21 protein-coding genes and 1 tRNA gene are annotated in these 26,035 nt (G+C 66.0%); 11 read left to right on the plus strand and 11 right to left on the minus strand.

The features are described from left to right. Positions 1 to 7 precede the first annotated feature (7 nt). Positions 8 to 1,177, plus strand: a complete 1,170-nt coding sequence (locus ACVWY6_RS03940; RefSeq protein ID WP_457536264.1) for a uroporphyrinogen-III synthase — start codon at positions 8 to 10, stop codon at positions 1,175 to 1,177. Continuing rightward, positions 1,174 to 1,878 (plus strand): sirohydrochlorin chelatase, encoded by a 705-nt coding sequence (locus tag ACVWY6_RS03945; protein WP_457536266.1) that lies wholly within the window; start codon positions 1,174 to 1,176, stop codon positions 1,876 to 1,878. The genes ACVWY6_RS03940 and ACVWY6_RS03945 overlap by 4 nt, the downstream gene beginning before the upstream one ends. Positions 1,879 to 1,993: 115 nt before the next feature. Here ACVWY6_RS03945 and ACVWY6_RS03950 read toward each other — a convergent pair whose 3' ends face one another. Continuing rightward, positions 1,994 to 2,293, minus strand: coding sequence for an MGMT family protein (locus ACVWY6_RS03950; RefSeq protein ID WP_030164480.1), 300 nt, complete (start codon positions 2,291 to 2,293; stop codon positions 1,994 to 1,996). Then, positions 2,293 to 3,084, minus strand: a complete 792-nt coding sequence (locus tag ACVWY6_RS03955; RefSeq protein WP_457536267.1) for an alpha/beta fold hydrolase — start codon at positions 3,082 to 3,084, stop codon at positions 2,293 to 2,295. Before ACVWY6_RS03955 ends, ACVWY6_RS03950 begins: the two co-directional genes overlap by 1 nt. A gap of 137 nt (positions 3,085 to 3,221) precedes the next feature. Here ACVWY6_RS03955 and ACVWY6_RS03960 point away from each other — a divergent pair, with 137 nt between their 5' ends. Together ACVWY6_RS03960 and ACVWY6_RS03965 are read left to right on the plus strand one after the other, a co-directional pair. Further along, the gene (locus ACVWY6_RS03960) at positions 3,222 to 6,533 is read left to right on the plus strand and encodes an ATP-dependent helicase (protein ID WP_457536881.1); all 3,312 of its coding nucleotides are present in this window, start codon (positions 3,222 to 3,224) and stop codon (positions 6,531 to 6,533) included. Beyond that, positions 6,526 to 9,897 (plus strand): ATP-dependent helicase, encoded by a 3,372-nt coding sequence (locus tag ACVWY6_RS03965; RefSeq protein ID WP_457536269.1) that lies wholly within the window; start codon positions 6,526 to 6,528, stop codon positions 9,895 to 9,897. Before ACVWY6_RS03960 ends, ACVWY6_RS03965 begins: the two co-directional genes overlap by 8 nt. Positions 9,898 to 9,902: 5 nt before the next feature. Here the strand turns inward: ACVWY6_RS03965 and ACVWY6_RS03970 are convergent, their stop codons facing one another. After that, positions 9,903 to 10,316, minus strand: coding sequence for a DoxX family protein (locus ACVWY6_RS03970; RefSeq protein WP_457536270.1), 414 nt, complete (start codon positions 10,314 to 10,316; stop codon positions 9,903 to 9,905). A gap of 128 nt (positions 10,317 to 10,444) precedes the next feature. On the opposite strand from ACVWY6_RS03970, the gene ACVWY6_RS03975 reads away from it, so the two are divergent. Beyond that, entirely contained in the window at positions 10,445 to 11,512 is a 1,068-nt protein-coding gene (locus tag ACVWY6_RS03975) for a potassium channel family protein (protein ID WP_457536272.1), read from the plus strand. A 51-nt stretch (positions 11,513 to 11,563) separates the two neighbouring features. Continuing rightward, positions 11,564 to 12,586 carry an NAD(+) diphosphatase gene (gene nudC, locus ACVWY6_RS03980; RefSeq protein WP_120802673.1) on the plus strand — a complete coding sequence of 341 codons (1,023 nt, stop codon included), beginning with the start codon at positions 11,564 to 11,566 and terminating at the stop codon, positions 12,584 to 12,586. On the opposite strand, the gene ACVWY6_RS03985 is transcribed toward nudC, so the two are convergent. Next, a complete protein-coding gene (locus ACVWY6_RS03985; protein WP_038252428.1) occupies positions 12,583 to 12,807 on the minus strand; it encodes a mycoredoxin in 225 nt (74 codons plus the stop codon). The two genes, nudC and ACVWY6_RS03985, sit on opposite strands and share 4 nt — an antisense overlap. Positions 12,808 to 12,925: 118 nt before the next feature. On the opposite strand from ACVWY6_RS03985, the gene ACVWY6_RS03990 reads away from it, so the two are divergent. Beyond that, the gene (locus tag ACVWY6_RS03990) at positions 12,926 to 14,998 is read left to right on the plus strand and encodes an ATP-dependent DNA helicase UvrD2 (RefSeq protein WP_030164449.1); all 2,073 of its coding nucleotides are present in this window, start codon (positions 12,926 to 12,928) and stop codon (positions 14,996 to 14,998) included. Positions 14,999 to 15,523: 525 nt separating this feature from the next. Next, complete coding sequence (locus ACVWY6_RS03995; protein ID WP_051406386.1) at positions 15,524 to 15,817, plus strand: WhiB family transcriptional regulator; 294 nt, start codon at positions 15,524 to 15,526, stop codon at positions 15,815 to 15,817. Between the two features lie 83 nt (positions 15,818 to 15,900). Here ACVWY6_RS03995 and ACVWY6_RS04000 read toward each other — a convergent pair whose 3' ends face one another. The 3 genes from ACVWY6_RS04000 to ACVWY6_RS04010 all read right to left on the minus strand — a co-directional run bounded on the left by ACVWY6_RS04000 (position 15,901) and on the right by ACVWY6_RS04010 (position 19,630). After that, the gene (locus ACVWY6_RS04000) at positions 15,901 to 17,217 is read right to left on the minus strand and encodes an ABC1 kinase family protein (RefSeq protein WP_457536274.1); all 1,317 of its coding nucleotides are present in this window, start codon (positions 17,215 to 17,217) and stop codon (positions 15,901 to 15,903) included. Positions 17,218 to 17,251: 34 nt separating this feature from the next. Then, positions 17,252 to 18,157 (minus strand): hypothetical protein, encoded by a 906-nt coding sequence (locus ACVWY6_RS04005; RefSeq protein ID WP_457536277.1) that lies wholly within the window; start codon positions 18,155 to 18,157, stop codon positions 17,252 to 17,254. A 102-nt stretch (positions 18,158 to 18,259) separates the two neighbouring features. Next, entirely contained in the window at positions 18,260 to 19,630 is a 1,371-nt protein-coding gene (locus tag ACVWY6_RS04010; protein ID WP_457536279.1) for a zinc-dependent metalloprotease, read from the minus strand. A gap of 91 nt (positions 19,631 to 19,721) precedes the next feature. On the opposite strand from ACVWY6_RS04010, the gene ACVWY6_RS04015 reads away from it, so the two are divergent. Further along, positions 19,722 to 20,789: a YlbL family protein gene (locus ACVWY6_RS04015; protein ID WP_023955716.1), complete on the plus strand. Its 1,068-nt coding sequence runs from the start codon at positions 19,722 to 19,724 to the stop codon at positions 20,787 to 20,789. A gap of 37 nt (positions 20,790 to 20,826) precedes the next feature. On the opposite strand, the gene ACVWY6_RS04020 is transcribed toward ACVWY6_RS04015, so the two are convergent. Beyond that, on the minus strand, positions 20,827 to 21,432 hold the full coding sequence (locus ACVWY6_RS04020) for a PPA1309 family protein (protein WP_023955718.1): 606 nt from the start codon (positions 21,430 to 21,432) through the stop codon (positions 20,827 to 20,829). A gap of 310 nt (positions 21,433 to 21,742) precedes the next feature. Here ACVWY6_RS04020 and ACVWY6_RS04025 point away from each other — a divergent pair, with 310 nt between their 5' ends. Both ACVWY6_RS04025 and ACVWY6_RS04030 read left to right on the plus strand, forming a co-directional pair. Then, positions 21,743 to 24,724 carry a UPF0182 family protein gene (locus ACVWY6_RS04025; RefSeq protein WP_457536883.1) on the plus strand — a complete coding sequence of 994 codons (2,982 nt, stop codon included), beginning with the start codon at positions 21,743 to 21,745 and terminating at the stop codon, positions 24,722 to 24,724. An 87-nt stretch (positions 24,725 to 24,811) separates the two neighbouring features. Then, positions 24,812 to 24,885 (plus strand) — tRNA-Met (locus ACVWY6_RS04030). Between the two features lie 91 nt (positions 24,886 to 24,976). Here ACVWY6_RS04030 and ACVWY6_RS04035 read toward each other — a convergent pair. Genes ACVWY6_RS04035 through ACVWY6_RS04045 form a run of 3 tightly spaced genes read right to left on the minus strand, consistent with a single transcriptional unit; the run spans position 24,977 to position 25,934 of the window. Next, the gene (locus tag ACVWY6_RS04035) at positions 24,977 to 25,246 is read right to left on the minus strand and encodes a DUF4235 domain-containing protein (protein WP_023955720.1); all 270 of its coding nucleotides are present in this window, start codon (positions 25,244 to 25,246) and stop codon (positions 24,977 to 24,979) included. Next, positions 25,243 to 25,539 (minus strand): DUF3618 domain-containing protein, encoded by a 297-nt coding sequence (locus ACVWY6_RS04040; protein WP_457536281.1) that lies wholly within the window; start codon positions 25,537 to 25,539, stop codon positions 25,243 to 25,245. The genes ACVWY6_RS04035 and ACVWY6_RS04040 overlap by 4 nt, the downstream gene beginning before the upstream one ends. Further along, positions 25,539 to 25,934, minus strand: a complete 396-nt coding sequence (locus tag ACVWY6_RS04045; protein ID WP_023955724.1) for a phage holin family protein — start codon at positions 25,932 to 25,934, stop codon at positions 25,539 to 25,541. The genes ACVWY6_RS04040 and ACVWY6_RS04045 overlap by 1 nt, the downstream gene beginning before the upstream one ends. Positions 25,935 to 26,035 lie beyond the last annotated feature (101 nt).

The following is a 26,035-nucleotide window of genomic DNA, read 5'->3' on the forward strand; positions in this document are numbered from 1 at the left end:
AGGTCTAGTGAAAGCGGGTGATCGAATCGCCGACTGCGAATCCGGTCCATTGACCGGATTCACGATCGGCATCACGGCGGCCAGGCGTGCCAACGAGTTCGCCGCGTTGCTGGAACGACGCGGCGCGCAGGTGGAGCACGCCCCGGCGATCGAGATCATCCCGCTGGCCGACGACGCAGAGTTGCGGTCGGTCACCGACCAGATCATCGCCAACGCGCCGGAGATCGTCGTCGCCACAACCGGTATCGGGTTCCGCGGGTGGATGGAGGCGGCCGAGGACTGGGGTGTTGCGGAGCGCTTGATCGCCGCCCTCGAACCCACCCGGCTGCTGGCGCGCGGGCCGAAAGCAAAAGGCGCGATCCGCGCCGCCGGGCTGCGCGAGGAATGGTCGCCACCCAACGAATCATCGAGTGAAGTTCTCGAGCACCTGCTCGACGAAGGCGTCGAAGGCACCCGGGTGGGCGTACAGCTGCACGGCGCCACCACCGAGTGGGAGCCACTGCCCGACTTCTGCGAGGTGTTGCGCGAGGCGGGCGCAGAGGTACTGCCGATCCCGGTCTACCGGTGGCTACCGCCGCAGGACACCACCGCGATGGACCAGATGATCTCGGCCATCGTGGGTGGTGAGATGGACGCGGTGTCGTTCACCAGCGCTCCGGCCGTTGCATCGATGCTCGGTCGAGCCCAGGACACGGGGCGGCTCGATGCGCTTCTGGACGCTCTGCGAACCGACGTTCACGTCATGTGTGTGGGGTCGGTCACCGCCGGCCCGCTCGCGGCGTTGCGGGTGCCCACCTCGCGGCCGAATCGCTTTCGCCTCGGTGCTCTCGCCAGGCACATCGCCGAAGAGTTGCCCCGTCGGGTGCCGACTCTGCGTGTCGCCGGTCACGACATGTCGATCCGCAGTCGTTCGGTGATGGTCGACGGCGAGCTCCGGCCGCTGTCGCCGGCAGGTCTGACCTTGCTCAAAGCACTGGCGCGCCGCCCCGGCAGGGTGGTGTCACGGCATGCGCTGCTCACCGAACTCCCCGGCGGCGGCGGCGACACCCACGCGGTGGAGACCGCCATGGCACGCCTGCGAGCGGGCCTCGGTGACCCCAGGATGATCCAGACCGTTGTCAAACGTGGCTACCGCCTCTCTGTCGACGTCGAGTACGAGGAAGGGGAAAACGCATGAGAATCAAGGGAATCGACGCGCAACCCATCCTGGTCGCACATGGGACCCGCTCTGAACACGGCGTATCGATGATCGCGGACCTCGCGGACAAGGTTTCGGCCCAGATCGGTAGTACGCGCGTAGCGTTCGTCGACGTACTCGGGCCATCGCCGTCAGAGGTGCTGCGCGGGATCGACGGGCCCGCTGTGGTCGTCCCGGCGTTCCTGGCGTCGGGCTATCACGTCCGCAAAGATCTTCCCGAGCACATCGAGGCCAGCGGGCATCAGGGTGTCTCGGTATCGCGGTCGCTGGGTCCCGATCCCGAACTGGCGCGGGTCTTGGCGTTGCGTCTGTCCGAAAGTGGCTGGCGTCGAGGTGATTCCGTTGTGCTCGCCGCGGCGGGATCGTCCGATCTGTTCGCGCTGGGCCAGGTCCGGCGTGCCGCCAACCTGCTGGGCACGATGATCGGTGAGCCGGTTCCGGTCGGGTATGTGGCCACTGCCCAGCCGCGCATCGCGGACGTCGTCGCCGACACCAGGGCTCGCACCGGGCGCCGCGTGTTCATTGCCTCATATCTGTTGGCGCATGGGCTGTTCCACGATCGGCTCCACGACGCCGGCGCTGATGGTGTGGCTCAGCCCCTGGGTGCCGACCCCCGTGTCGTCGACCTGGTCGTGCGCCGGATGAGGTCGGTGCGCCCCGTGGTCGCCGCCGGACGCTGAGCCACCCACCCCGGCCCCACTCACCACAAAATTCGCGCCACCTCCCGACATCTGCGCCGGCTACAACCGGCGCGAACCTCGGTAGGTGGCGCGAATTTTGTGGTGGGTGGGGCGGTCAGGCGAGGTCGGCTCGGGCGACCTTCATGTCGACTCGGCCGTCGAACACCGGAACACCCTCGGCGCGAAGGTTTTCGAGCTGGCGGTCACGCAGGTGCGGAGCCGGTGTCCCGGCGGCGCTGATCACCCGGTGCCACGGTAGATCAGCCGAGTCGGTTCGCATGATCCATCCGACGATGCGGGGGCTCGACAGGCCCGCAGCCGCTGCCACGTCACCGTAGGTGGTCACCTTGCCGGCCGGTACCGACGCCACGATCGCACGTACGCGTTCGACCTGGTCGTCGGTGATCTTCGCCATCAGCTCTCGGATCGTGGACGCGCCAGGGCCTCCGCGACCAGGCGCGCGGTCAGTTCGGGGCGGGCGAAGGGAACCATGTGGTCGCAGTCCTCCTCGTACAGCGAGAAGAGCTCTCCCTGTTGTGCGGCAAGCGCTTCGAGTAGATCGGCGGTGACGTACGGCGGTTGCACGCGCAAGGCCTGAACAAGATCGACCGGCATGTGCGGTGGGGGTAGCACAAAGGGACGGGCCAATTCGCTCCATGTGGTGACCACGGTTCCCGGGTGGACGCGCCAGCGCATCCGGTCACCCGCTGTGGTCAGGTGGTCGGCGACCTCTCGATCGAGCAGTTCCGGAGGTAGTTCGGCCCACGACTCGCCCAGCTTCTCCGCACGGGCGGCTGCCTCGTCCGGGTAGTCGTGATGAGCGATGTAGCTGGTGGCGATGTCCATGAGCCGGGCGGGCTCGAGGCCGATGGCCGGGTCGAGCAGCACCAGCGACCGGATGTGATCGGGGACAAGTCGTGACAGATGCAGGGCAAGTGCTCCGCCGAAGGAATGGCCCACCAGGACCACAGGGGACGACGCGTGGGCCTCGACCACGTCGGCCAGGGCAGCGGAGTGTGCGTCGATGGACCACGGCGGCTCCCAGGTCGAGAATCCGTGTCCGAGCAGGTCCGGGGCGATGATCCTGGCGTCGGGCAGCGCTGCGGCGAGGTCCGCCCACCGCTTGCCGTGGCCGGTGACGCCATGAAGTGCGAGGACGGGGTCGCCGTCTGCGGGGCCGTACAGTTCCACGTTCAAACCAGCCATGGGACCAATCGTGCCCGACCGTGGTCGGGCACGCAGTACCGACCCGGGCGCGGCTGGGCGATGGTGGCGCGGTCGAGATGTCGGTCACCCGTGACACCATCGTGGAGGAACCAGAGGAAGGAGACCGTGTGCCAGCCATGACGACGCGACTGGTGTCGGCGCCCATCCCTCCGGCGCAACCGCGTACCTGGCCAGAGCGGGTGCAGTCGTTGATCGACCGTCCAGGCGGCGCCGCGTCACCGGGTTTCCACCCACTGCGGGTTCACGGAGGCCCGGGCACGGGAAAGACGTCACTGATCGTCGACATCGCGGTGGCCCGTCTCGCCGACCCGGCGATCGATCCGGAGTCGCTGCTGGTCCTGGCCGCCGGGCGACGGGCAGCCACCGAGTTGCGCGAGCAGATCACCGCGCGACTGCTGGCTCAGCGCGCCGGGGGAGCGGGCCGCGCTCCGCGAGCCACCCGCGAGCCGATCGTCCGCACCGTGCACTCCTATGCGTTTGCGGTGCTTCGCCTGCAGGCGGCCGCACACGACAATCCGCCGCCACGCCTGATCACCGGCGCGGAGCAGGATGCGGTGTTGCGGGAACTGCTGGCCGGCGACATCGAGGACGGTGCCGCCTATTGGCCGCCGAGATTGCGGCCGGCTCTGGGCACCAACGGGTTTGCACAGGCATTGCGGGACATGATGATGCGGGCCGCCGAACGCGGTGTGGGGCCCGAGGACCTGATGGCGCTGGGCCGCAGGCACAAGCGTCCGGAGTGGGAGGCGGTCGGCAAGGCCTACCGTCAGTACGAGCAGAGCGGTCTGCTGCGGGGGGCGGTCGGGCTGGAGGCACCGCAGGCGACCGCGCCCGCAGTCGACGCCGCAGAGCTGGTGGGCTCTGCTCTCACAGCATTCGCGACCGACCCCGATCTGCTGCGGCGCGAGCGAGCACGGGTGCGGTATCTGCTGGTGGACGACGCCCAGCACCTCGATCCGCAGGCCGCCACCCTCGTCGAGCTGATCGGGGCGGGAACACACCAGACGGTGGTTGCCGGCGACGGTGACCAGGCGATCTACGGCTTCCGCGGGGCCAGTTCGCGGTTTCTCGACGAACTCGACGACCCGGATCGAGACATCCTGCTCGACAACAACTTCCGGTCGAGCAAGCCCATCAGCGACCTGGGTGCGGCGATCGCCGCGCGGCTCCCGGGTCCCCGTCGGCGCCGAGCCGAGGTCGCCGACCGGGGTGGGCCGGTGCCCGTGGTCAAAATCTACGGATCGGCCGCCAAAGAGGCCACGGCCATCGCCGACATGATGCGCCGGGCGCACCTCTACGACGATGTCCCGTGGTCGGAGATGGCGGTAATCGTCCGATCGGTGCCCCGCGCGATGGCGCCACTGCGGCGCGCGCTGCGCTCGGCCGGTGTGCCGGTGATGACACCGGCCAGCGAGATCCCACTCGCGCGTCAACGCTCGGTGGCAGCGATGCTGCTGGCCCTGCGTGCGGTGTCGGAATCGCTGGAGCCGGACGAAGCGCTCGAACTGCTCGCAGGACCCATCGGAGGAGCCGACCCGGCTGCGCTGCGGCGGCTGCGGCGTGGACTGCGTCGTATCGAGACCGAATCCGGCGGAGACCGCGACTCCGCGTCTGTCATCGCCGAACTGGTCACCGGCCACCGGGTGCGAGTCGAGCATGACCCCATCGATGTCGCCCACTACCTCGACGGGCTGACCGACGCCGAGAAGCAGCCGCTGGCAAGGGTTCTCGCGGTCATCGGCGCAGCTCGCGTGGCGTACGAGAACCGCCGCGGTATCGAGGAGATCCTCTGGGAGGCGTGGCAGGCCACCGGACTCGGCCCGCGATGGTCGAATCAGGTGATGCGCCGCGACCACGGACCCGGCGGTGCGCAGGCCGATCGGGACCTCGATGCGATGGTGGCGCTGTTCGACGCGGCGGCGAGCTTCACCGACAGCCTGCCTGCCGCGACACTCGGTGGGTTCCTGGATTACCTCGGGGCGTTGCAGATCCCCACCGAATCCCGCATGGCGCAGGCGTCATCGGACGCCGTCACGGTGTTGTCCGCCCATGCGGCCACCGGTCGCGAATGGGATGTGGTGGCGGTCGCGGGTGTTCAGGACGGTTTGTGGCCGAGCCTGCGCAGCCGGGGGAGCATTCTCGGTACCGGACAGTTGGTCGATCTTCTCGATGGCGTGGATGCCGATGCGCTGGACACCATCTCCCGCACCGCGATGGCTCTTGCAGAGGAGCGTCGACTGCTGCTGGTGGCATGCACGCGGGCTCGCGATCGACTGATGGTCAGTGCTGTCGACGACGGGAGCGGAGATGCCGCGCCCTCACGGTTCATCGGCGAATTGGCCGCGATCGTCGAGAAGGGCGCCGTGGACGACGATGAGATCGAACTGGAGCTCCCGGTGGAGCCCGGTCTGCGACGGGTGCTGTCGCTGTCGTCGCTGGTCGCCGAGTTGCGCGCCGAGGTGTGCGCAGACACCGATACGCCTACGGAGCGGGCGAAAGCCGCCGCAGACATGCTCGCCGAGCTCGCCGACGCCGGTGTTCCGGGTGCGCATCCCGACCAGTGGTACGGCCTTGCTGCTCCCAGCTCGGAGATCCCTCTGTGGTCGGAGTCGGCTGGGCCGCTGACCCTTTCGCCGTCCAGTGTGGAGGCGCTGGGCACCTGCTCGCTGCGCTGGATGCTGGAGCGGTACGGCGGCCGCGACGGCGATTCGCGGCCGGCCGTCGCCGGAACGCTTGTCCACACACTTGTGCAGGCCGTCGCCGGAGAGATCCCACCCGACGATGTCACCGCTGCACTGCGGCGGGTCTGGGACCAGGTGGATGTCGGGGCACCATGGTTCTCGCGCCGCGAACTCGAACGCACCGAGGAGATGCTCACCAACTTCCAACGCTGGCTCAAGGTTTCCCGTGAGACGCTCACCGAGGTGGGTGTCGAGGTGGACGTGGATGCGCGTATCGAACCCGCCACGGTCCAGGACGCCGACGGAGACACCGTCGACATGCCCGAGGTGCGGTTACGCGGGCGCATCGACCGGCTCGAACAGGACAGCGCCGGACGCCCGGTGGTGGTGGATGTGAAGACCGGAAAGACCACACTGTCGGTGCAGGCCGCCCAGGAGCACGCGCAGCTGGCCACCTATCAGCTCGCCTTGCGGCTCGGTGGTGTGCAGGCTGTCGGCCCGGTCGAGCCAGGTGGTGGATCGCTCGTCTACGTCAACAACTCGAACAACAAAACCGGTGCGGCGCAACGTGATCAGCCGCCCCTGTCGGAAGACCAGGTGGAGCAGTGGCTCGCCGTGGTGCGGGCTGCCGCCCACCGCAGTATCGGGCCGCAGTTCGTGGCCACCGTGAACGACGGATGCGGGCACTGTCCACTCACCGCGAGCTGCCCGGCCCAACTCGACGGTAGGACCGTGACCGATGGCTGACACCGGAACGATGACGAGGATCTCCGCCCGGGTCCTGTCGGCGGCACTCGGTCTGCCCTCGCCCACCGATGAGCAGGTCGAGGTGATCGAGGCGCCGATGGAGCCCGTGCTGGTGGTCGCGGGTGCGGGTGCAGGCAAAACCGAGACCATGGCTTCCCGGGTGGTGTGGCTGGTGGCCAACCGTCTGGTCGAGCCGGACGCGGTGCTGGGCCTGACCTTCACCCGAAAGGCCGCCCAAGAACTCGCCGCGCGCATCCGCCGACGCTTGTCCATGCTCGCGGGATCGCCGGCGATGCAGCACTGGGACCCCGACGGCACGTTGCGTGGCCGGCTTCGGTCGGCAGATCCGCAGGTGAGTACTTACCACGCCTACGCCGGCCGGCTGATCGCCGACTACGGATTGCTCCTGCCTGTCGAACCCTCGGCCACCTTGCTCAGCGAAACCGAACTGTGGCAACTGGCGTTCTCGGTGGTGGCGGGGTGGACCGATGACCTCGAGACCACCAAAACCCCTGGCGGGGTGACCGAATCGGTACTGAAGCTCTACAGCGAGCTTGCCGAGCACCTGGTGGACCTCGACCAGCTCGCCACCGCGGGCGACTCGCTCTACGAGCTCATCGACACCCTGCCCCCGACCGGCAGGCAACGCCCTGAGCCGCCTCAGAAGCTCCGGTCCATCCAATCCGTCATCGATGAGCGGCGGGCGTTGATGCCGCTGGTGGCCGCGTTGGGCGCTGCGATGCGCGAGGCGAACGTGCTCGACTTCGGTAGCCAGATGTCGCTGGCTGCCCAACTCGTCGCACGTCACCCGGAGGTGGGCGAGTCCGAACGCGCCGCCATCGGCGCGGTGTTGCTCGACGAATACCAGGACACCGGACATTCCCAGCGCGTGCTGCTGTCTGAGCTGTTCGGCACGCCGCCAGGGGTGCCGCGGGGCGCCGGGATTGCGGTGACCGCGGTCGGTGACCCGATCCAGTCGATCTATGGCTGGCGCGGCGCGTCGGCTGCCAATCTTCCTCGCTTCACCACCGATTTCCGTTGCAGCGACGGAACTCCCGCGCAACGCCTGGAACTGCTGACCAGCTGGCGCAACGCCCGCCACGCCCTCGACATGGCCAACGCCGCGTCCGAGGAGCTGCGACGGCGGGGTGTGCCGGTGAGCATCCTGCGGCCGCGTGGCGATGCCCCGACCGGGACCATCACCATGGCTCTGACCGAGACCGTGGTGCAGGAGCGTGAGTGGATCGTCGACCAGATCGAAGACGAGTACAACCGTGCCGAGGGTCCACCACCGACGGTGGCGATCCTGGTGCGCCGCAACGAGGATTCGGCGCCGCTCGCGGCCGAACTCACCGATCGTGGCATCGCGGCGGAAGTGGTCGGCATCGGCGGCCTGCTGGGTGTACCGGAGGTCCAGGACGTGGTGGCGATGCTCCGTCTGATGGCTGATCCCATGGCGGGGACGGCTGCCGTGCGACTCCTCACCGGACCGCGGTGGCGGCTCGGGGCGCGTGACATCGCTGCCCTGTGGGCGCGTGCGCGGGACCTCGCCGCCGGTACCAACATCGTCACCGGCACGATGACGAGTCTGGAAGAACTCGACAGCGCGCTCGACTCCGCGGTGCCGACCGAGGTGGTGGATCAAGCCGGTCTCGGTGATGCACTGGCCGACCCTGGTCCGGCGCAACGGTATTCACCCGACGGGTACCGCAGGATCAAGTCATTCGGTCACCAGCTGACCATCCTGCGGGCCCGGATGGGGCAACCGTTACCCGAGTTGGTCGCCGAGGTGGAGAGGGTCATCGGCGTCGATGTCGAGGCGCAGATCCGGGCACGGGGTTTGCGAGGCAACATCACCGGCCGCGAACACCTCGACGCCTTTGCCGAGTACGTCGCCGACTACACCGAGCGGTCGGCAGCCACCCTGCCTGGCCTGCTCGCCTTTCTCGAATCTGCCGCCGACATCGAGAAGGGTCTGGAACCGGGCAAGGTCGAGATCGCCGAAGACCGCGTCCAGATCCTCACAGTGCACGCGGCCAAGGGTCTCGAATGGGATGTGGTGGTGATCGCGCATCTGTGCACGAACATCTTCCCGGGTGGAAAGGCCGACGGGACCTGGCTCGGTAGTGCGCGGGAACTACCTGCGGAGTTGCGGGGCGACCTCGCCGAGACACTCGGCGCCGAGGGCTTCCCACCGCTCGAGCTGGCCGAACTCGACAACCGCAAAGAACTCGAGGACGCAATCGAGGCCCACAAGGACGCGTTGCGCAACCGCAAGCTCGAAGAGGATCGGCGATTGCTGTACGTGGCCTTGACGCGGACCAAGAGGGCATTGGTCATCTCGGGGCATCACTGGTCCGACGGCGGCGACAAACCTCGGGGACCCTCGATCTTCTTGACCGAGCTGCACGACATCGCTTCTCGGCTGATCGAGACCTCGAGCGACGGCGCACCGGGATTGACCATCGCGGGCTGCGCGGCCACTCCCGAAGAGAACGCAGACAATCCCCTGGCGGCGTCGACAGCCGGCGTGCCGTGGCCCGCTGATCCGCTCGGTTCTCGCCGTCCTGGCATCGAACGTGGCGCCGACCTCGTGCGCGCCGCGTTGCGAGCCCGCGGCGAGCCGGCCCTCTTCGACATGGGCGCCGAACCCGAACCCGACCTGTCGGCCAACGACCCGCAGGTCCGCGATTGGGCCAACGACCTCGCGGTGCTGCTCACCGAACGGGAAAGTGGCCTCGGCACCGACATCGAGGTGACGATGCCGCAACATCTATCGGTCAGCCAGCTCGTCGAACTGGACAAGGACGAGGAGACTTTTGCCCGGCGCCTGCGCAGGCCGCTGCCGTTCAAACCGAATCCACTGGCCCGCCGCGGCACCGCCTTCCACGCCTGGGTGGAACGCCGGTTCGGTGCCACCCGACTACTCGACATCGACGAGTTGCCGGGAGCGGCCGATGCCGAAGGGGGCTCGGACGCCGACCTGGAGGTGCTGCGGGAGCAGTTCCTCCGGTCCCGGTGGGCCGCAAGGAACCCCATCGAGGTCGAGGTGCCGTTCGAGACGGTCATCGCCGACACCATCGTCCGGGGCCGGATCGATGCGGTGTTCTCCGAACCGGACGGAGGCTTCACCGTGGTGGATTGGAAGACCGGTGCCCGACCCACTGCGGCACAGGAGAAGTCGGTGTTCGTCCAGCTCGCCGCCTATCGGGTGGCCTGGGCGGAACTGACCGGCGTCGACCTGGAGAAGGTGCGGGCGGCGTTCCATTACGTACGGTCGAACACCACGCTCGAACCCGCAAACCTGCCCGACCGCACCGGACTGGCCGACCTCATCAGACGTGAGAAGCGAGAACGACCCTGAACCGGTCAGACCTTGGGTGCGGTCTTCCAGACGCGCCAGCCCGCCCACACCATGGGGAACTGGAAGGGCAGACGAGCCCACGCGACCAGCCGGTAGGGCAGAGGTTTGTTGCGGTAGATGCGCACCATGTTGATGTTCCCGGGGTACACGCCGATGAACAGCAGAACCGAGAACAGTCCGGCGAAGCGACGGGTCCGGGGAGCGAGAAGGGCGCCGCCGACCGCGAGTTCCACAACGCCGGAGCCATACGTGTAGGCACGCGGATTACCTGGCAGTTCCTCGGGGATCAGGTCATCGAACGGTTTGGGTGCGAGGAAGTGCAACGCGCCGATTCCCAACAGGCCGATGCCCATCCGCTTCGCCAGCGTCGCATCATCGGGAAACGTCAACTGCCGCAACTTCTGCTTGCCACTGTTCATGCGTACACCATGCCTGATCACGACGCGATCGGTGTTGATTACCACCGGTGCGGAAAAGGACTACAGTCCCCACTTGTGCGTATGCAATTTTCCCGGCGCCGTGTCGGCGCCTTCGTCGGGAGGCATTGATGCCCGCAGGCAGGCTCCGCCGGCGGTTCAAGAGCGAAGAGCTGACCGACATGCCCGACCACGCGCTGGTCGGTGTTGTTCACATCCCGAACTTGCAATCCAGTCCCATCCGAGCGATCACACGGCGTGTCGCGATCGCGCTCGCAGTGTTGTTCGCGGCGGTGATGATCGTTTACGTCGACCGGGATGGGTACAAGGACAGCGGAGGTGGGCCGCTGTCGTTCCTTGACTGCCTCTACTACGCGACGGTGTCGCTATCCACTACGGGTTATGGGGACATCACGCCACTCACGCCCACCGCCAGGTTGATCAACGTCCTGGTCATCACCCCGATCCGCGTCATGTTCCTGATCGTGTTGGTCGGCACCACGTTGGAAGTGCTCACCGAGCGATCCCGTCAAGCTCTCAAAATTCAGCGTTGGAGGAACAAGGTGCGTAATCACACCGTGGTGATCGGGTACGGGACCAAGGGCAAGACAGCAGTCAAGGCGATGATCGCGGACGGTCAGAAGCCCTCGGAAATCGTTGTGGTGGACGGTGACCAGACAGTGCTCGACAATGCCGCCGCCAAGGGGCTGGTGACCGTGCGCGGTGACGCGACCCGATCCGACGTGCTGCGACTCGCGGGCGCGCAACATGCGTCCTCCATCATCGTGGCCGCAAACCGCGACGACACGGCAGTCCTGGCGACGTTGACCGCTCGCGAACTCGCGCCGAACGCGAAGATCGTCGCGTCCATCCGAGAGGCGGAGAACACCCACCTGATCCGCCAATCAGGCGCCGACTCGGTGGTGGTGAGTTCAGAGACCGCCGGCCGCCTGCTGGGGTTGGCCACCAGCACTCCCACCGTCGTGCAGGTGATCGAGGACCTCCTGACACCCGACGAGGGATTTGCGATCGCCGAGCGGGACGTGGAACCGGACGAGGTAGGTGGGTCGCCCCGGCACCTGTCCGAGATCGTCCTCGGCGTGGTGCGGGGCGGCACGCTGCACCGTATCGACGACAGCAAGGTCGACGCGATCGAACACGGTGATCGACTTCTTTATGTGCGACAGGGCCAGGGATGACCGGACCACCCGGACGAGACGAGATCGAACCGAGGCACGAGGTGTATTCGCTTGCGGCGATTTGAGTTCGACAAGCCACCGATGTTGTCGCGCGCGGTGTACAACCGGGCGGACGAGATCCGGCACGACAAGCAACGACTGACAGAAGGATGGCCGCACGCCCTACTCCTGCAGATCGACCCGTCGGGCCGGTATCCGGTGGGCGAGGACGGTCTCGGCTGGATCATGGCGGTGGACGTCGGTGACGAACCCCCGCCGGAGGCGGTGTTCCTCGGCCTGCATCCCGAGGAGGGCACCGATATGTGGGCCATGCGTTTCGACGTCATCGACGGGCCTAAAGACGACCCACGGCGTGGTGCGCAGCTCCTCGGCGCCGACGAGGCCGGAATCCTGTCCACCGCGCTGGGAGTGCTCAATTGGCATGACTCGGCCCGGTTTTCACCGGTCGACGGCAATCCGACCGAGCCTGCGAAAGGCGGCTGGGTCCGCCGCAACACCATCAGTGGCCGCGAGGAGTTCCCCCGAACGGACCCGGCGATCATCACGGTGGTCCACGACGGCGCCGACCGGATACTGCTGGGCAGACAGTCGCAGTGGCCCGAGCGCTGGTTCTCGACGCTGGCCGGATTCGTCGAGCCCGGTGAATCGCTGGAGCAATGTGTGGTGCGCGAGGTGCACGAAGAGGTGGGTCTGGACTGCTGGGACCCGCAGTACGTCGGGTCGCAACCGTGGCCCTTTCCCCGGTCCCTGATGGTGGGATTCGAGGTCACGGCAGACCCGGATCAGGCGCTCGATTTCATCGACGGAGAGATCGCGGACGCCGAGTGGTTCAGCCGCTCAGAGGTGCTCGAAGCGCTCGAAGCGCAGCAGGATTGGCTGGGAGCCGACGGCAAGCCGATCATCGACGATGCCCGGCTCAGATTGCCGGGATCGATCTCGATCGCGAGTGCGCTCATCCGAGCCTGGGCGCATACCCCCGCAGACACAGACCGCCCGGCGTCCCGCGTCGGGGGAGCCGGGCAGTCGGAGCCGGGACGGTTGGTGCCACCGCCCGATACATCTGGCGGGGCCTAGACCCCGAGCTTCTTGCGGACGTCGGCGACCGTCGGGTTGGTCGCGGTGCTGCCATCGGCAAACTTCACGGTGGGAACCACGTGGTTGCCGCCGTTCACACTGCCGACGAAGTCAGCGGCGCTGGGGTCCTGCTCGATGTCGATTTCCACCCACTCGATGCCCTGACTGCGCAGGCCCATCTTCAGGCGCTTGCAGTACCCGCACCAGGTGGTGGTGTACATGGTCAAAGTCGCGTTCTCGGTAGTCACGCCTACATAACACCACGACCGCCACAGCTGTTCCCCGTCCGCTGCGGCGGGCGGACGCAGTGGTGTCGGCCTTCGTTGGAATACTGGGCGCATGGACTCACTGGACCCCGAACAGCAGGCGGCGGTGCTCGCCCCTCGCGGCCCGGTGTGTGTGCTCGCAGGCGCCGGCACCGGCAAGACGCGCACGATCACCCGGCGGATCGCGCACCTGGTCGGCGACGGTCATGTGCGGGGCAGTCAGGTGCTGGCGGTCACGTTCACGGCGCGCGCTGCCGGAGAGATGCGGACCCGGCTCCGTTCACTGGGAATCGCCGGTTCGGGTAACGCGGTGCAGGCGTTGACATTCCACGCCGCGGCCATGCGGCAACTCAGGTACTTCTGGCCGCAGGCGATCGGCGACAACCAGTGGGAACTGCTCGACAACAAGTTCCCCGTGGTCTCCCGCGCGGCCCGGTCGGCTGGGGCGCCCACCACCACCGACTCTCTCCGTGACCTCATCTCGGAGATCGAATGGGCAAAAGGCTCGTTGATCGGCCCGGATCAGTACGCGGTAGAGGTGTCCAAGTCGCGGCGAGAGGCGCCGATGCCGGCGGAACAGGTCGCGCTGGTCTACGAGCGTTATGAACAACTCAAGGTGTCGCCCTCAGGGGATCAGCTCCTCGACTTCGACGACCTGCTGCTCATGACGCGGGCCATCCTCGACGACCATCCAGTGGTCGCCGAGGAGTTCCGCGACCGGTATCGCTGTTTTGTGGTCGACGAGTATCAGGACGTCACGCCCGCGCAGCAGGCGCTGCTCAACGCCTGGCTCGGCGAGCGCGACGATCTGACGGTGGTGGGCGACGCCAATCAGACGATCTACTCGTTCACCGGCGCAACCCCGAGTTATCTTCTCGACTTCTCCCGGCGCTTCCCGGAAGCGATGGTGGTCCGCCTCGAGCGCGACTACCGATCCACTCCGCAGGTGGTCGGTCTGGCCAACCGCGTGATCGGAGCCGCGCGCGGTCGCATCGCGGGTACCCGCCTGCAGCTCATCGGGCAACGACCGCCCGGACCCGCGCCGGATTTCGCCGAGTACGACGACGAGCCGGCTGAGGCCGCTGCCGTCGCGAAGGCGATCAAACGGTTGATGGCCCAAGGTGTTCCCGGATCCGAGATTGCGATCCTGTATCGCATCAACGCCCAGTCCGAAGCCCATGAGCAGGCGCTGACCGCGGCAGGCATCCCGTACCAGGTACGGGGAGGCGAGGCGTTCTTCGCTCGATCAGAGATCCGGCAGGCGATGCGGGCCGTGCAGCAGACCGCCGGCCGTGACGACCTGCCTGCTGAGGCAGATGTGGTCACCCTGCTGCGGGCCATCCTCGTGCCGCTCGGTCTGAGCGACGACCCGCCGGCCGGTGCCCAGGCTCGAGAGCGTTGGGAGTCGTTGCGGGCCTTGTTGAATCTGACCGAGGAGATGGTGCACGAGAACGAGCACCTCACCCTGACCGAGTTGTCCCGCGAACTGGCAGCCCGTGCTGAAGCGCGGCATCCACCAACCGTGCAGGGTGTCACGCTGTCATCGCTACACGCCGCCAAGGGGCTCGAATGGGACGCCGTGTTCCTGGTGGGCATGGTGGATGGCTCCGTGCCGATCAGCCAGGCCATCAACGCCGGCGATGTGGCCATCGAAGAGGAAAGGCGGCTGCTGTACGTCGGCATCACCCGGGCGCGCGAACACCTGCAGCTGTCGTGGGCACTCGCGCGCAATGAGGGTGGCAGGCGTTCGCGACGGCGTTCGAGATTTCTTGCCGATCTCGTCCCGGACGACTCGCCCGCCTCCCGGATCGCCGAACCGAAACGGAAACGATCGGGGCCGCGCTGCCGAGTCTGCGGGAAAGCGCTTCTCGGCAAGACCGCCTCGCTGTTGGGTCGATGCGAGAGTTGTCCGTCCGACCTCGACGAGGGTTTGCTGGTCGCTCTCAAGGAGTGGCGTAGCGGCAGGGCCAAGGAACAGAAGGTTCCCGCCTACGTGGTCTTTTCTGACAACACGCTGATCGCGATCGCCGAGCAGCAACCCGGGGATGTGCCTGCGCTCGTTGCCATACCGGGGATCGGCGCCAAGAAGCTGGACCAGTACGGCGAGGATTTGCTCGCTCTGGTCCGCGACAACGGCGGGGGCTGACCAGTCGGCGATCCTTCGCCTGAGATCTCGGAAAAACTGCAGGTCAAAAATAGGTTGTGCAATCTCGGCGTCGACGTTTAGGCTGATCCACATCACCAAGGCGAGGGGCTACTCGATGTGTTCGAGTGATCACCGAGCCACCACATCGCACCGAATGTGCATCTCGAACGAGCAGGAAAGGACAGGAACCGTGAACGATTTCATCAGCGCCGCCGGCGTGTGCGAGTCGTGGCATCTGCCTGTCCAAGGCCTGCGTCCGCGACCCGGACATACCCCCGCAATCGCTGCCATGAAGCCGGAACTCCTGGCTCCGAAAGCAGCGATTCCGGCGGTAAACCGCTCAGCGCTTCCCGTGCGACCCCGACGAACGTCGATCTGACACAGATCAATTCATTCGAGGCCACGGCAAGTCGCAACAGCGAACCCGTGGCCTCACTTGTGTGAAGTGGAACATCTGTAGTTCCCCCACTGTGAGCCCGGGTTTTCAAGACAAATCCGAGAGCACATTCGACAGTGGAGGAACTGATGACCGAGTTACTCGAGTCATATATAGGCGGCGGGCTCGCACTGGACATATCCAAGACCGAGTTGCCATGCCAGTACGCCGACGCGGACCTGTGGTTTTCCGAGAACCCGAGTCAGCTCGAGCAGGCGAAGGCCTTGTGCGCCGATTGCCCACTACGACGGGAATGCCTGGCCGAAGCACTCGAACGCGGTGAGCCGTGGGGCGTGTGGGGTGGAGAGATCTTCGATCAGGGTGTGGTGATCGCCCGTAAGCGTCCCCGCGGACGGCCACGTAAGAACCAGACGGCGGCATGAGCTCGTCGGCGCGACGACAGAGCGGGCGGTCTGTGAGAAATACACAGACCGCCCGCTCGTGTGTCTGAATCAGCCGGTGCCTTCTACTCGGCCAGCCCGTGGACCCACTTCTCCATGATCGCCCGATAGGGGGCCTCTGCGTCGAGTTGGGCTGCGATACCCACACAGCCGCCGAGAACCCGGAACACCATCACATATTCCTTGGGACAGTTCAGGTTTCGTGATGTGCGGTAGACGTCGCCACGTGGATCCGAGGCCGCGCCCGCCGCCCGCTGCAGCCATTTGCGGGTGAAGTGGAACGACTCGCTGTAGAGCGGATCAACGTACGGACGCAGGTACGCCTCGAGGTCACTCGGGGTGACCTTGTCCTGATGTGAGCGCTGGATGAAGTTGGCTCGCACCATCTCTTCTTTGAGCTCGTCGTATTTGTTGTCGCGACACAGCCGGAGGATCGGTCCGGTCGCCGCAGGCAGACCGTTCGGGTAGATGCCCACGGCGCCGAAGTCGAGAATCGCCATCCGGCCATCGGCGAGGAACTGGAAGTTCCCCGGATGGGGATCGCCATGGACCAGTCCTACCCGCTTCGGTGAGCTGACCTCGAACTCGGTCATCTTCGCCGCAGCGTCGTTCCGTTCCTCCTGTGTGCCGTTCTTGATCACCTTCGACATGGGTGTTCCGGTGATCCATTCCGACACAACAACTTTGGGGGCAGAGGCAACCACCCGGGGCACCACGAAATTGGGGTCGTCGGCGAATCCCTTGGCGAAGGCCCGCTGGTTGTTGGCTTCCTTCGTGTAGTTCAGTTCGTCTTCCGTGCGCTCGATGAGCTCGTCCATCATCGACTTCACGTCGGTACCGGGGGACAGACGTTTGAGCAGTCCGGTCATCCGCGACATTGTTTTCAGGTCGGCTTTGAGGGCGTGGTCTGCCCCGGGGTATTGCACTTTCACCGCGACGTCGCGGCCGTCGTGCCACACCGCCTTGTGTACCTGGCCGATGGACGCCGAGGCTGCCGGTTCATCGGAGAACTCTTTGAACCGTTCACGCCACTTGGTGCCCAGCTGGTTGTCGAGCACGCCGTGCACCTTGGCGGCTGGCAGTGGTGGCGCTTCTGCCTGGAGCTTGGTGAGAGCGTCACGGAACGGTTCGCCGAATTCCTCGGGGATCGCCGCCTCCATGATCGACAGCGCCTGACCCACCTTCATGGCGCCGCCCTTCAGCTCGCCCAGGACGGCGAACAGCTGCTCGGCGGTCTTCTCGAGCATGTCTGCGGCGATCTCATCACGGTCCCCACCTGCCAACCGTCTGCCGAACCCCGTCGCCGCCCGTCCTGCCACCCCGAGCGGAAGCGAGGCGAGCTTGGCATTGCGCCGTGCTCCACCTCGTGTGATCTCAGCCATTGAGTTTTCCCCTTTCCGATTCTTCGAGCTTAGATCACGCCGGCACGCCGCAACCGCATAGCGGGTGCGGCGTCCACTGTCTGATCTGCAGAGATGATGCGTTCGGCCGCAACTCGATCGTCGCGTTCACAGTGGTGGGTGGATCGTGCTCCGGCGATGCCGATGCCGACGCTGCAGCGCTGGTGACAGCTGTGATGTGTTCGATCTGCGCCACGGTCAAGGCCACGGTGCCCGCGATGGTCGCCGGACTGGCCCACCCGCGTTGACCGAACAGCTGGGCGCTGATGATGGGCCACTCGGCGTCGCGGTCGCGCCGGTGGTGGTCAGCGCACACGAGGCAGCTCGTGAGTCCCGGCAACACCAGCGGCCCGATCACTCCGGATCCGTCGCGCAGCCGGACGGTCAGGTGCGGGACCCGCGACTTCATCAGATCCGCTATCAGCCAGGGGTCGTGCGTGAGGAAGTCGGTCAGCACCACAAGATCGGCCGACCAGGTCGCGAAGGCCTTCTCCGTGTCCGGGTGGTCAGGTGCGAGTCGAGGTCGCCGAACCGATTGCCGAACGCGGTGGCCCCCTGCGGCGACCGCTCTGGCGACTGCGCTTGCCAGTGGTCCCGAGCCGTGCACACGGATGGTCAGTGGGCGCTGGGCGCCCGTGTGCGGTAAGTGGTGTCCGATCCCGACCGCAACCAAACGGTCGAGAATGCCCCGGACCTCGTCGAGGTCGAGCCCGATGTCCGCCGCCGCGGCCGTCACCTCGGTGACCGACCGGGGCCCGGTCATCCACCGCAGCAGTCCGACCAGACGGGCGGGGGAAACGTGGACCGGCGGTTCGAGCACAACGGCGGTCTCCGGGTCGCATCCGACCTGCACCCGGCCGCCGGGACGCAACACGATCACCGTCTCCGGCCGTAACCGGGGCAAAGACATCACAACAGCCATGCAGCCACTCAACCACCGCAACGTGGTGACCGACCCCTGCCGACGTCAGTTATCCACAGGGCAAAATGCGGCTCGAGCAGGACGTATGCGGCGGAGAAGAACTCAGGCGCCCGGCGACTTCTGATCGCCCTCGTCGTCGGTGGGCGGGCGTTCCTCGGCTCGTTTGGCCTCGTCCGCGATGGTCTTCTCGAGTTGGGCGATCGGGTCGTCGAAGGCGTCGACTCCGCCACCGATCACCCGGTCGATGAACGCCGCCGGATGGTCGAGGTCGTCGGCGTCGGGAACCAGGTCGGGGTGGGCCCACACGCCATCGCGTGTGGTCACGTCCGACGACTCCAGCAGCTTGCGCCAGAGGTCGGCAGCTTCGCGCAACTTGCGCGGGCGTAGTTCGAGTCCGATGAGGGTGGCAAAGGTCTCCTCGGCCGGTCCACCGGTGGCCCGTCGCCTGCGCATCGTCTCGGTGAGTGCGCCCACCGATGGAATCCGGTCGTGGAGAGCCTGGGAGACAACGGTTTCGACCCAGCCCTCGATGAGCGCCAACAGCGTCTCCAGGCGGGCAAGGGCGTGTTCCTGAGCAGGGCTGGTCTTCGGTTCGAACGCCGCGCCGCCGCCGAGGAGGTCCTGAAGCTTGCTCGGATCGGACAGCAGCTGGGCCGGATCGATGCCCGCCGCGGCATCCTGGATGCCGGAGAAGTCGATGGAGATCCCGCGGGCGTACTCCTCGACGGTCGCCAGCAGGCGCTGGCGGAGCCACGGGACGTGCGAGAACAACCGCACGTGGGCGGCCTCTCGCGCCGCCAAGAACACGATGATTTCCTGGCTGGGCTGTTCCAGGCCCTCGCTGAACGCGGCGATCGCCTCGGGGAGCAGAACGGCCGTTCCGGTGGGAGCCAGCGGCAAGCCGACATCGCTGGACGTCAGTACTTCTTTCGCGAGCTGACCCAGTCCCTGCCCGAGCTGGGTTCCGAAGGCCATCCCACCCATCTGGGTGACCATGCCGAGCATGGGGCCGGCAAAGTCTCGAGCTTCTTCGGGCAGGTTCTTGGACCAGGTGGTCGCCATCTGCTCGGCGACCGGATTGCACAATGTCTTCCACACCGGCAGCGTCTTCTCGAGCCAGTCCACCGGCGTCCATGCCTCGGTGGTGGTGACTCCCGCGGGCAGTGTGGTCACGGCGTCGAGCCACACCTCGGCCAACCGGACCGAATCGGTGACCGCAGACTTCTCGCGATCACTGACGGGTGTGTGTTTGCCGATTTGCTGGCGCGCCAGCGAGGTCGCCACCTGGTAGTTGACCGGCTCACCACCGCCGCCCGTGCCCATACCGGCTCCCATGCCGGACAACATCTGACCGAGCTGCGACAGCATCTGCCCGAGCTGATTGGGATCGAAATCGCCGGGTTTCTTGCCGCGCTCGTCACCGTCCCCGTCGTCGCCGGACGAAGGATGGAAACCGAAAGGCAAGTCATTCATACCTCTACGGTACCGGCGCATCAGCCCGGATCCTCCTGCGAATCCATCCGCTCTCGGCGAACGGTCACCCTCTACGCTGGGCCTGGTGAAAATGCAGTCCCTCAGAGTTGCCCCGGAATACCGGCGGGTCACCACGTTGCTGGTGGCGTTGGCGTTCCTGGTTGCGTTCGTCTTGCTGGGCACGCTGGTGAAGGTGCCCTACGTGGCACTGGGCCCGGGTCCGACGGTCAACACGCTGGGCCAGCTCAAAGACGGGTCGAACGGCGAGATGATCGATGTCGTCGCGATCGGTGGGACGCAGACCGACCCCACGACGGGCAACCTCAACCTGACCACCGTCTCGGTGACCGACAACCTGACGCTGTTCCAGGCGATGGGATTCTGGTTCTCCGGTGACGATGAGCTGCAGCCGCGCGACCGGGTGTACCCGCCGGGCAAGTCCAACGACGAGGTGGACGCAGAGAACAAGCAGCAGATGACCGGCTCGGAGAACTCCGCGACGCTTGCCGCACTGAACTATCTGGGGCGGCCGGTGGAACAGGTGGTCGGTGGTGTCGACGACAACGGACCGTCGGCGGGCAAGCTCGAACCGGGCGACGACATCGTCGCGGTCGACGGCGTGGCCGTCGAAGACCCGAATGCCCTGCGGGCTGCGCTCGGCCGGTTCGCCCCCGGCACCGAGGTGACGCTCGACGTCCTTCGCGACGGAAACCCTGTCACGGTGCGGGTGACCCTGGGTGCCAATCCCGACGACGAGTCGAAGGGGATCCTCGGCATCACGCTCGCCGAGGAGAACGGCGACCCCGGACTCGACGTGGATTTCAACGTCGGTGACATCGGCGGACCGTCGGCCGGGTTGATGCTGACTCTGGCCGTGATCGACAAGTTGAGTCCCGGAGAGCTCACCGGCGGCGACTTCATCGCCGGCACCGGGACGATCACCCCGGACGGGGACGTGGGCGAGATCGGCGGCATCACGCACAAGATGCGGGCCGCGAAAGATGCGGGCGCCGAAGCATTTCTGGTCCCGTCCGGCAATTGTGCCGAGGCGAAATCCGACACACCGGACGGGCTGACCCTGGTCAAGGTCGACACGTTGCAGAACGCAGTCGACGGATTGAAGGAACTCGAAGCGGGTCGCACGCCACCGGGTTGTTGACCACTAACGCGGCCCGCCCTGAGCACTGTTCGTCCGACTATTCCTCGGGCGGGGTGTTCTCCAGTGTCCCGGCGAGAGCGGCCAGCAGGTTGGGCGCCAAGTCGGGGTGTTGCAGCAGTTCGATCGGGGCGTCGGGATCATCTTCTGTGCCCGGGGCAAGCTGCAGGAGGCTCAGAGCCCGTCCGTCACGCAGTACCGCTGCGGCCAGACGCGCCCCGCGACTCTCCGGATGCGCTTCGGCGGCGCTGCGCGCAGCGTGGTCGGCAGCGTCGGGATCGGAGAGCAGCGGGCCCAGTGCCTCGTCCAGATCGCTCTCGGCCTCCGGTGGCAACACGATGATCTCCTGGACCAGGGCGCACCCCTCGACTTCCAGTGGCCAGCTGGTGGTGGCCAGAACATGCTCGAGTTCGGCCATGCCACTGTCGGGCGACACGGGCAGCGGGGCCTGCTCGATGAGCGTGAGCTCGGATGTGTCGTGGTCATCGACCCAGTCCGGTTGGGTGTCTGCCAGCAACGCGGTGGGCACGAGCGCGAACAGCTGCGGCGGCTGACCCCAGCCGGCGGCATCGACGAACTCCAAGACTTCTCGGATCGCGCTTCCCAGGGCGTCGGGGGAGAGGACGGGCGGCTGCGGATCGGTCACCGGACAATAGTGACATCTATGGCTCCGTATGCGGCGAATGATCCGGTCGAACACACCTGTCAGCGGGGCCGGGACCCCCGTTTTCACCCGCCGGTGAGCAACGCCATACACGCACAGGACGGTTCACAGCTGCGATCGGTACTGTTCTAAGTAATGCGGAGTAGAGGGGCCGATACCGGCCGCTCTCTCGGCTTTCAACGCTCAGCGAGGTAGCGGGGCGCCGCAAAGTAAAGTGTTGGTCAAGACCGGGTGCGGTGCCCCCGGCATAAAAGTTGGAGTAGAACACGTGGGAATCCGGGGTCCGGCAGCAATGCCGACGTTGTCGCGGCGAAGCAAGGCGCTCATCGCCACTGCCGTCATCGTTCTGGTGGTGTTGCTGGTGGGGCCGAGGCTCATCACCATCTACACCGACTGGCTGTGGTTCAAGGACATCGGCTATAGCTCGGTCTTCAGCAAGATCATCTGGACGCGCATCGCGCTGTTCGGCATCTGCGGCGCCATTGCCGGACTGATCATCTTCGGTGCGTTGTGGCTCGCCTACCGCAGTCGGCCGGTGTTCGTTCCGACGAGTGGGCCAGGCGATCCGATCGCGCGCTACCGCACCGTGGTGATGAGCCGCATCCGGTGGTTTGCCATCATCCCAACGTTGCTGGTCGGCCTTCTCGCGGGCCTGGTCGCGCAGGGCTCGTGGTCCACCGTGCAGATGTTCCTCAACGGTGAGAGTTTCGGCACCAAGGATCCGGAGTTCGGCCTCGATGTCGGCTTCTACGCGTTTGATCTACCGTTCTACCGCTTCGTGCTGAACTACCTGTTCGTCGTCGTGGTGATCGCGTTTGTCGTCAGTTTGGTGACCCACTACATCTTCGGCGGGATCCGTCTCGCCGGACGCGGCGGAACGCTGACCAACGCGGCGCGAATCCAGTTGGCGGTCATCGCCGGTACCTTCCTGTTGCTCAAGGCCATCGCGTACTGGCTCGACCGGTACACACTGCTGAGCAGCACCCGTAAGCAAGAGATCTTCAACGGCGCCAGCTACACCGACATCAACGCGGTGCTGCCGTCGAAATTGATCCTCATGGCGATCGCCATCATCTGTGCTTTGGCGTTCTTCGCCGGTGTGGTCCTTCGCGACCTTCGTATCCCTGCCCTGGCCACCGCCATGATGTTGTTGTCGGCGTTGGTCATCGGCGTGGGCTGGCCCGCTGCCATGGAGCAGTTCTCGGTGAAGCCCAACGCGGCCGAGAAGGAAGCCGAGTTCATCAACCGGAACATCGAGGCCACCAAGGCGGCCTACGGAATCGGTGACGACAGGGTGAAGACGCAGGCGAACTGGACCGGTGAACCGGCCAATGCCAATCAGGTCGACGCCGACGCACCGACCCTGTCGAACATCCGGCTCCTCGATCCCAACATCGTCTCGCCGGCCTTCGCTCAGCTCAAGCGTCAGCAGAACTTCTACGGCTTCCCGTCCCAACTTGCCCTCGACCGTTACACAGTCGACGGCGAGATGCGTGACTTCGTGGTCGCGGCAAGGGAACTCGACCCCACCAGGTTCGAGGCGAACCAGCAGAACTGGCTGAACAAGCACACCGTCTACACCCACGGCAACGGCTTCATCGCCGCTCCTGCCAACACCGTGAACGAAGCCGTCTCCAGTGAGAGTGACGTCAACGGCGGCGGTGAGCCCGTCTTCAACGTCAGTGATCTGAGCAATTATCAGACCGACGACTACAAGGCGAACGCGCCCATCAAGGTGACGCAGCCCCGTATCTACTTCGGTGAACTGATCTCCAAGGTGAATCCCGACTACGCGATCGTCGGCAACACCGGTGCGCCGCGGGAGTTCGACACCGCGGACACACCCAAGTACACCTACCAGGGCGACGCCGGCGTGCCGTTGTCCGACTGGTTCAACCGATTTGCCTACGCGGTCAAGTACACCGAGCGCAACCTGCTGCTCTCGGGGGCCATCAACGAAGAGTCGAAGATCATCTACAACCGTGATCCTCGTGACCGTGTCAAGAAGGCCGCACCTTGGCTGACCGTCGACTCCAAGACCTATCCGGCCGTGATGGCCGACGGCTCGGTCAAGTGGATCGTCGACGGGTACACGACTCTCGACGCATTCCCCTACGCGCAAAAGACGTCGCTCGAAGATGCGACCACCGATGCCCAGCAGCTCAATCAGGGTCAGACCGGACGCACCCAGGTCAACCGGCAGGTCTCGTACGTCCGAAACTCGGTGAAGGCCACCGTGGACGCCTACTCGGGCGAGGTCACGCTCTACCAGTTCGACGACAAGGACCCCGTCCTGAAGACCTGGATGAAGGTGTTCCCCGATTCGGTGAAGTCGCGCGCGGAGTTCGACAACGCGGAGAACGCAGACCTGCGCGACCATGTGCGTTACCCGGAGGATCTGTTCAAGATCCAGCGTCAGCTGCTGACGAAGTACCACGTGACCAACCCGCAGACGTTCTTCCAGGGAGACGCCTTCTGGTCGGTGCCTGCCGATCCGACGGACAGCGCTGCGGTCACCCGGGGGCTCGATCAGCCGCCGTACTACTTTGTCGCCTCCGATCCCGAGACGAAGAGGTCCTCGTTCCAGTTGACGTCGGTGTTCAACGTCCTGAAGCAGGAGTTCTTGGCGGCGTACGTGACCGTGTCCTCCGACCCGGAGAACTACGGTCAGATCACCATCAAGAATCTCCCGCCGAACACGCAGCGTGAAGGTCCCAAACAGGTCTTCAGCGCGATGGAGACCGACACCCGCGTGGCGGAGAGCCGTAAGAACCTCGAGAACACAGCGGATGTCACCTTCGGCAATCTGCTGACGTTGCCGGTCGGTGACAACGGGGTCCTGAACGTGGTGCCGATGTACGCGCAGGCGAAGTCGACAGCGGGTACGTTCCCGCGTCTGGTCCGTGTGATCGTGCGGTACGACGACAGCAGTGGCCAGCCGCCTCGGGTGGGTTATGCGCCCACCGTCGCGGCAGCGCTCGCAGGTGTCGGGATCGATCCGTCCTCCGTGACGCAGATCCCGGGGGCTGAAAGCGCTCCTGTGGTGCAGCCGGGTACTCAACCGCAGCAGGGACAGACCCCCACGCCGCCGCCGGCAGACGGTCAGGCCGCGGTCCCGCCGTCGCCCCAGCGAGACGCGATCGTCAAGCGGATGGACGATGCCCTGACCGCCATGCAGCAGGCCCTCTCGGCGGGTAACTTCACCGCCTACGGTCAGGCACAGACGGATCTGCAGGCTGCGGTGCGCGATTACGAGAATCTGCCGACGGGCTAGCATTTGCCCAGTTCAGAAGCGTGACCGGCGTTACAGGCGGGCGATTTGCACTTCGCAGGTGCCCGCCTGTAACGTTGTGTTTACCGCCGCGGGGTGGAGCAGCTCGGTAGCTCGCTGGGCTCATAACCCAGAGGTCGCAGGTTCAAATCCTGTCCCCGCTACGAAGACAAGAACCCGCGTTCTGCATCACGCAGAACGCGGGTTCTTGCTATATCCGGGGCGGTGTCCCAGTCCGTGGCGAAGGGGCCCCGATCAGGATGGGTCTTCGTGGGTGACCGCCTTGTAGCCGCGTGCACCAGCCCGATCGACCGCAGCTTTCACGAGGCCGAAGATCAGGCCCTGCAGTGCAGCGGCAACCAGGACTTCGGTGTTGCTCCTCTGGAGGTCTTTGGGATCAGGCGCCTTGGCGTCGTTGCCCAGACGCTTCCAGACCTGAGCGAATGCGGCTGACGCCACGACACCACCGAGGACGCTGGTGGCTATCGACAGCGGCTTGTAGGCGGCTTTGGACACGGCGCTCATACGATCTCCCTCTTCTTCGAACGGCGACGACGGACAACAACGAGCAGGACGAGCAGCACTGCCCCGATCGCGCCGGAGGTCGCCAGGACCTGCTGGTTGTCTTTGGCTTTGATCTGCGCGGTGTGGGCGGTGTCTGCGGCAGCCGCCTTGACACGGGTGGGTACGTCGAACTTCTGCGCCAGCGCGTCCACGGTCTGGGCCAACTCGGCGCGCTGTTCCTCGACCGGAGGCACATCGGTGGGCGCAGTGGCTCCGGGTTCGGGTGTTGCGCCCGATGACGTCGGTTCGCTCATCAGAGATGCTCCCTCACGGTGTTGATGTCCCTCTGGATGCTGTGCACGGTTGCCTGCGGTGCCGGCGGCACGGCCTTCTTGGCCCGAGACGCGCCGATCGCGGCAGCGATGGCTCCGATGACTACCAGCACGGCCGCGACGATGAGTGCGGCGAGCCATGGGTCCACCGCGGTGGCCAACCCCAGGACGGCCGCTGCGACGAGTGTTCCGAATCCGAACAGCAGCAACAGGGCACCTGCTCCGGAGATGCCGACGCCGATGCCGAGCTTTGTACCTTTCGTCTTCACCTCATCGAGTGCGTTCCGCACTTCTGTCTTGACGAGGGTGGAGGTCTGCTCGGATAGGCGTTCGATCAACTGGACGGTCGAGAGATCTGTCGGTGGGGGCTGATTCATCGTTCCTCCTTTGACTGCGGGCTGCGACGCAGTGATCAGCTCAGCCGACCTACCGAGCCGCGAGTCACGGACAGACGGTGGTTACCCCGGGCAACATGTGA

The sequence above is a fragment of the Williamsia sp. R60 genome, from assembly GCF_054063855.1.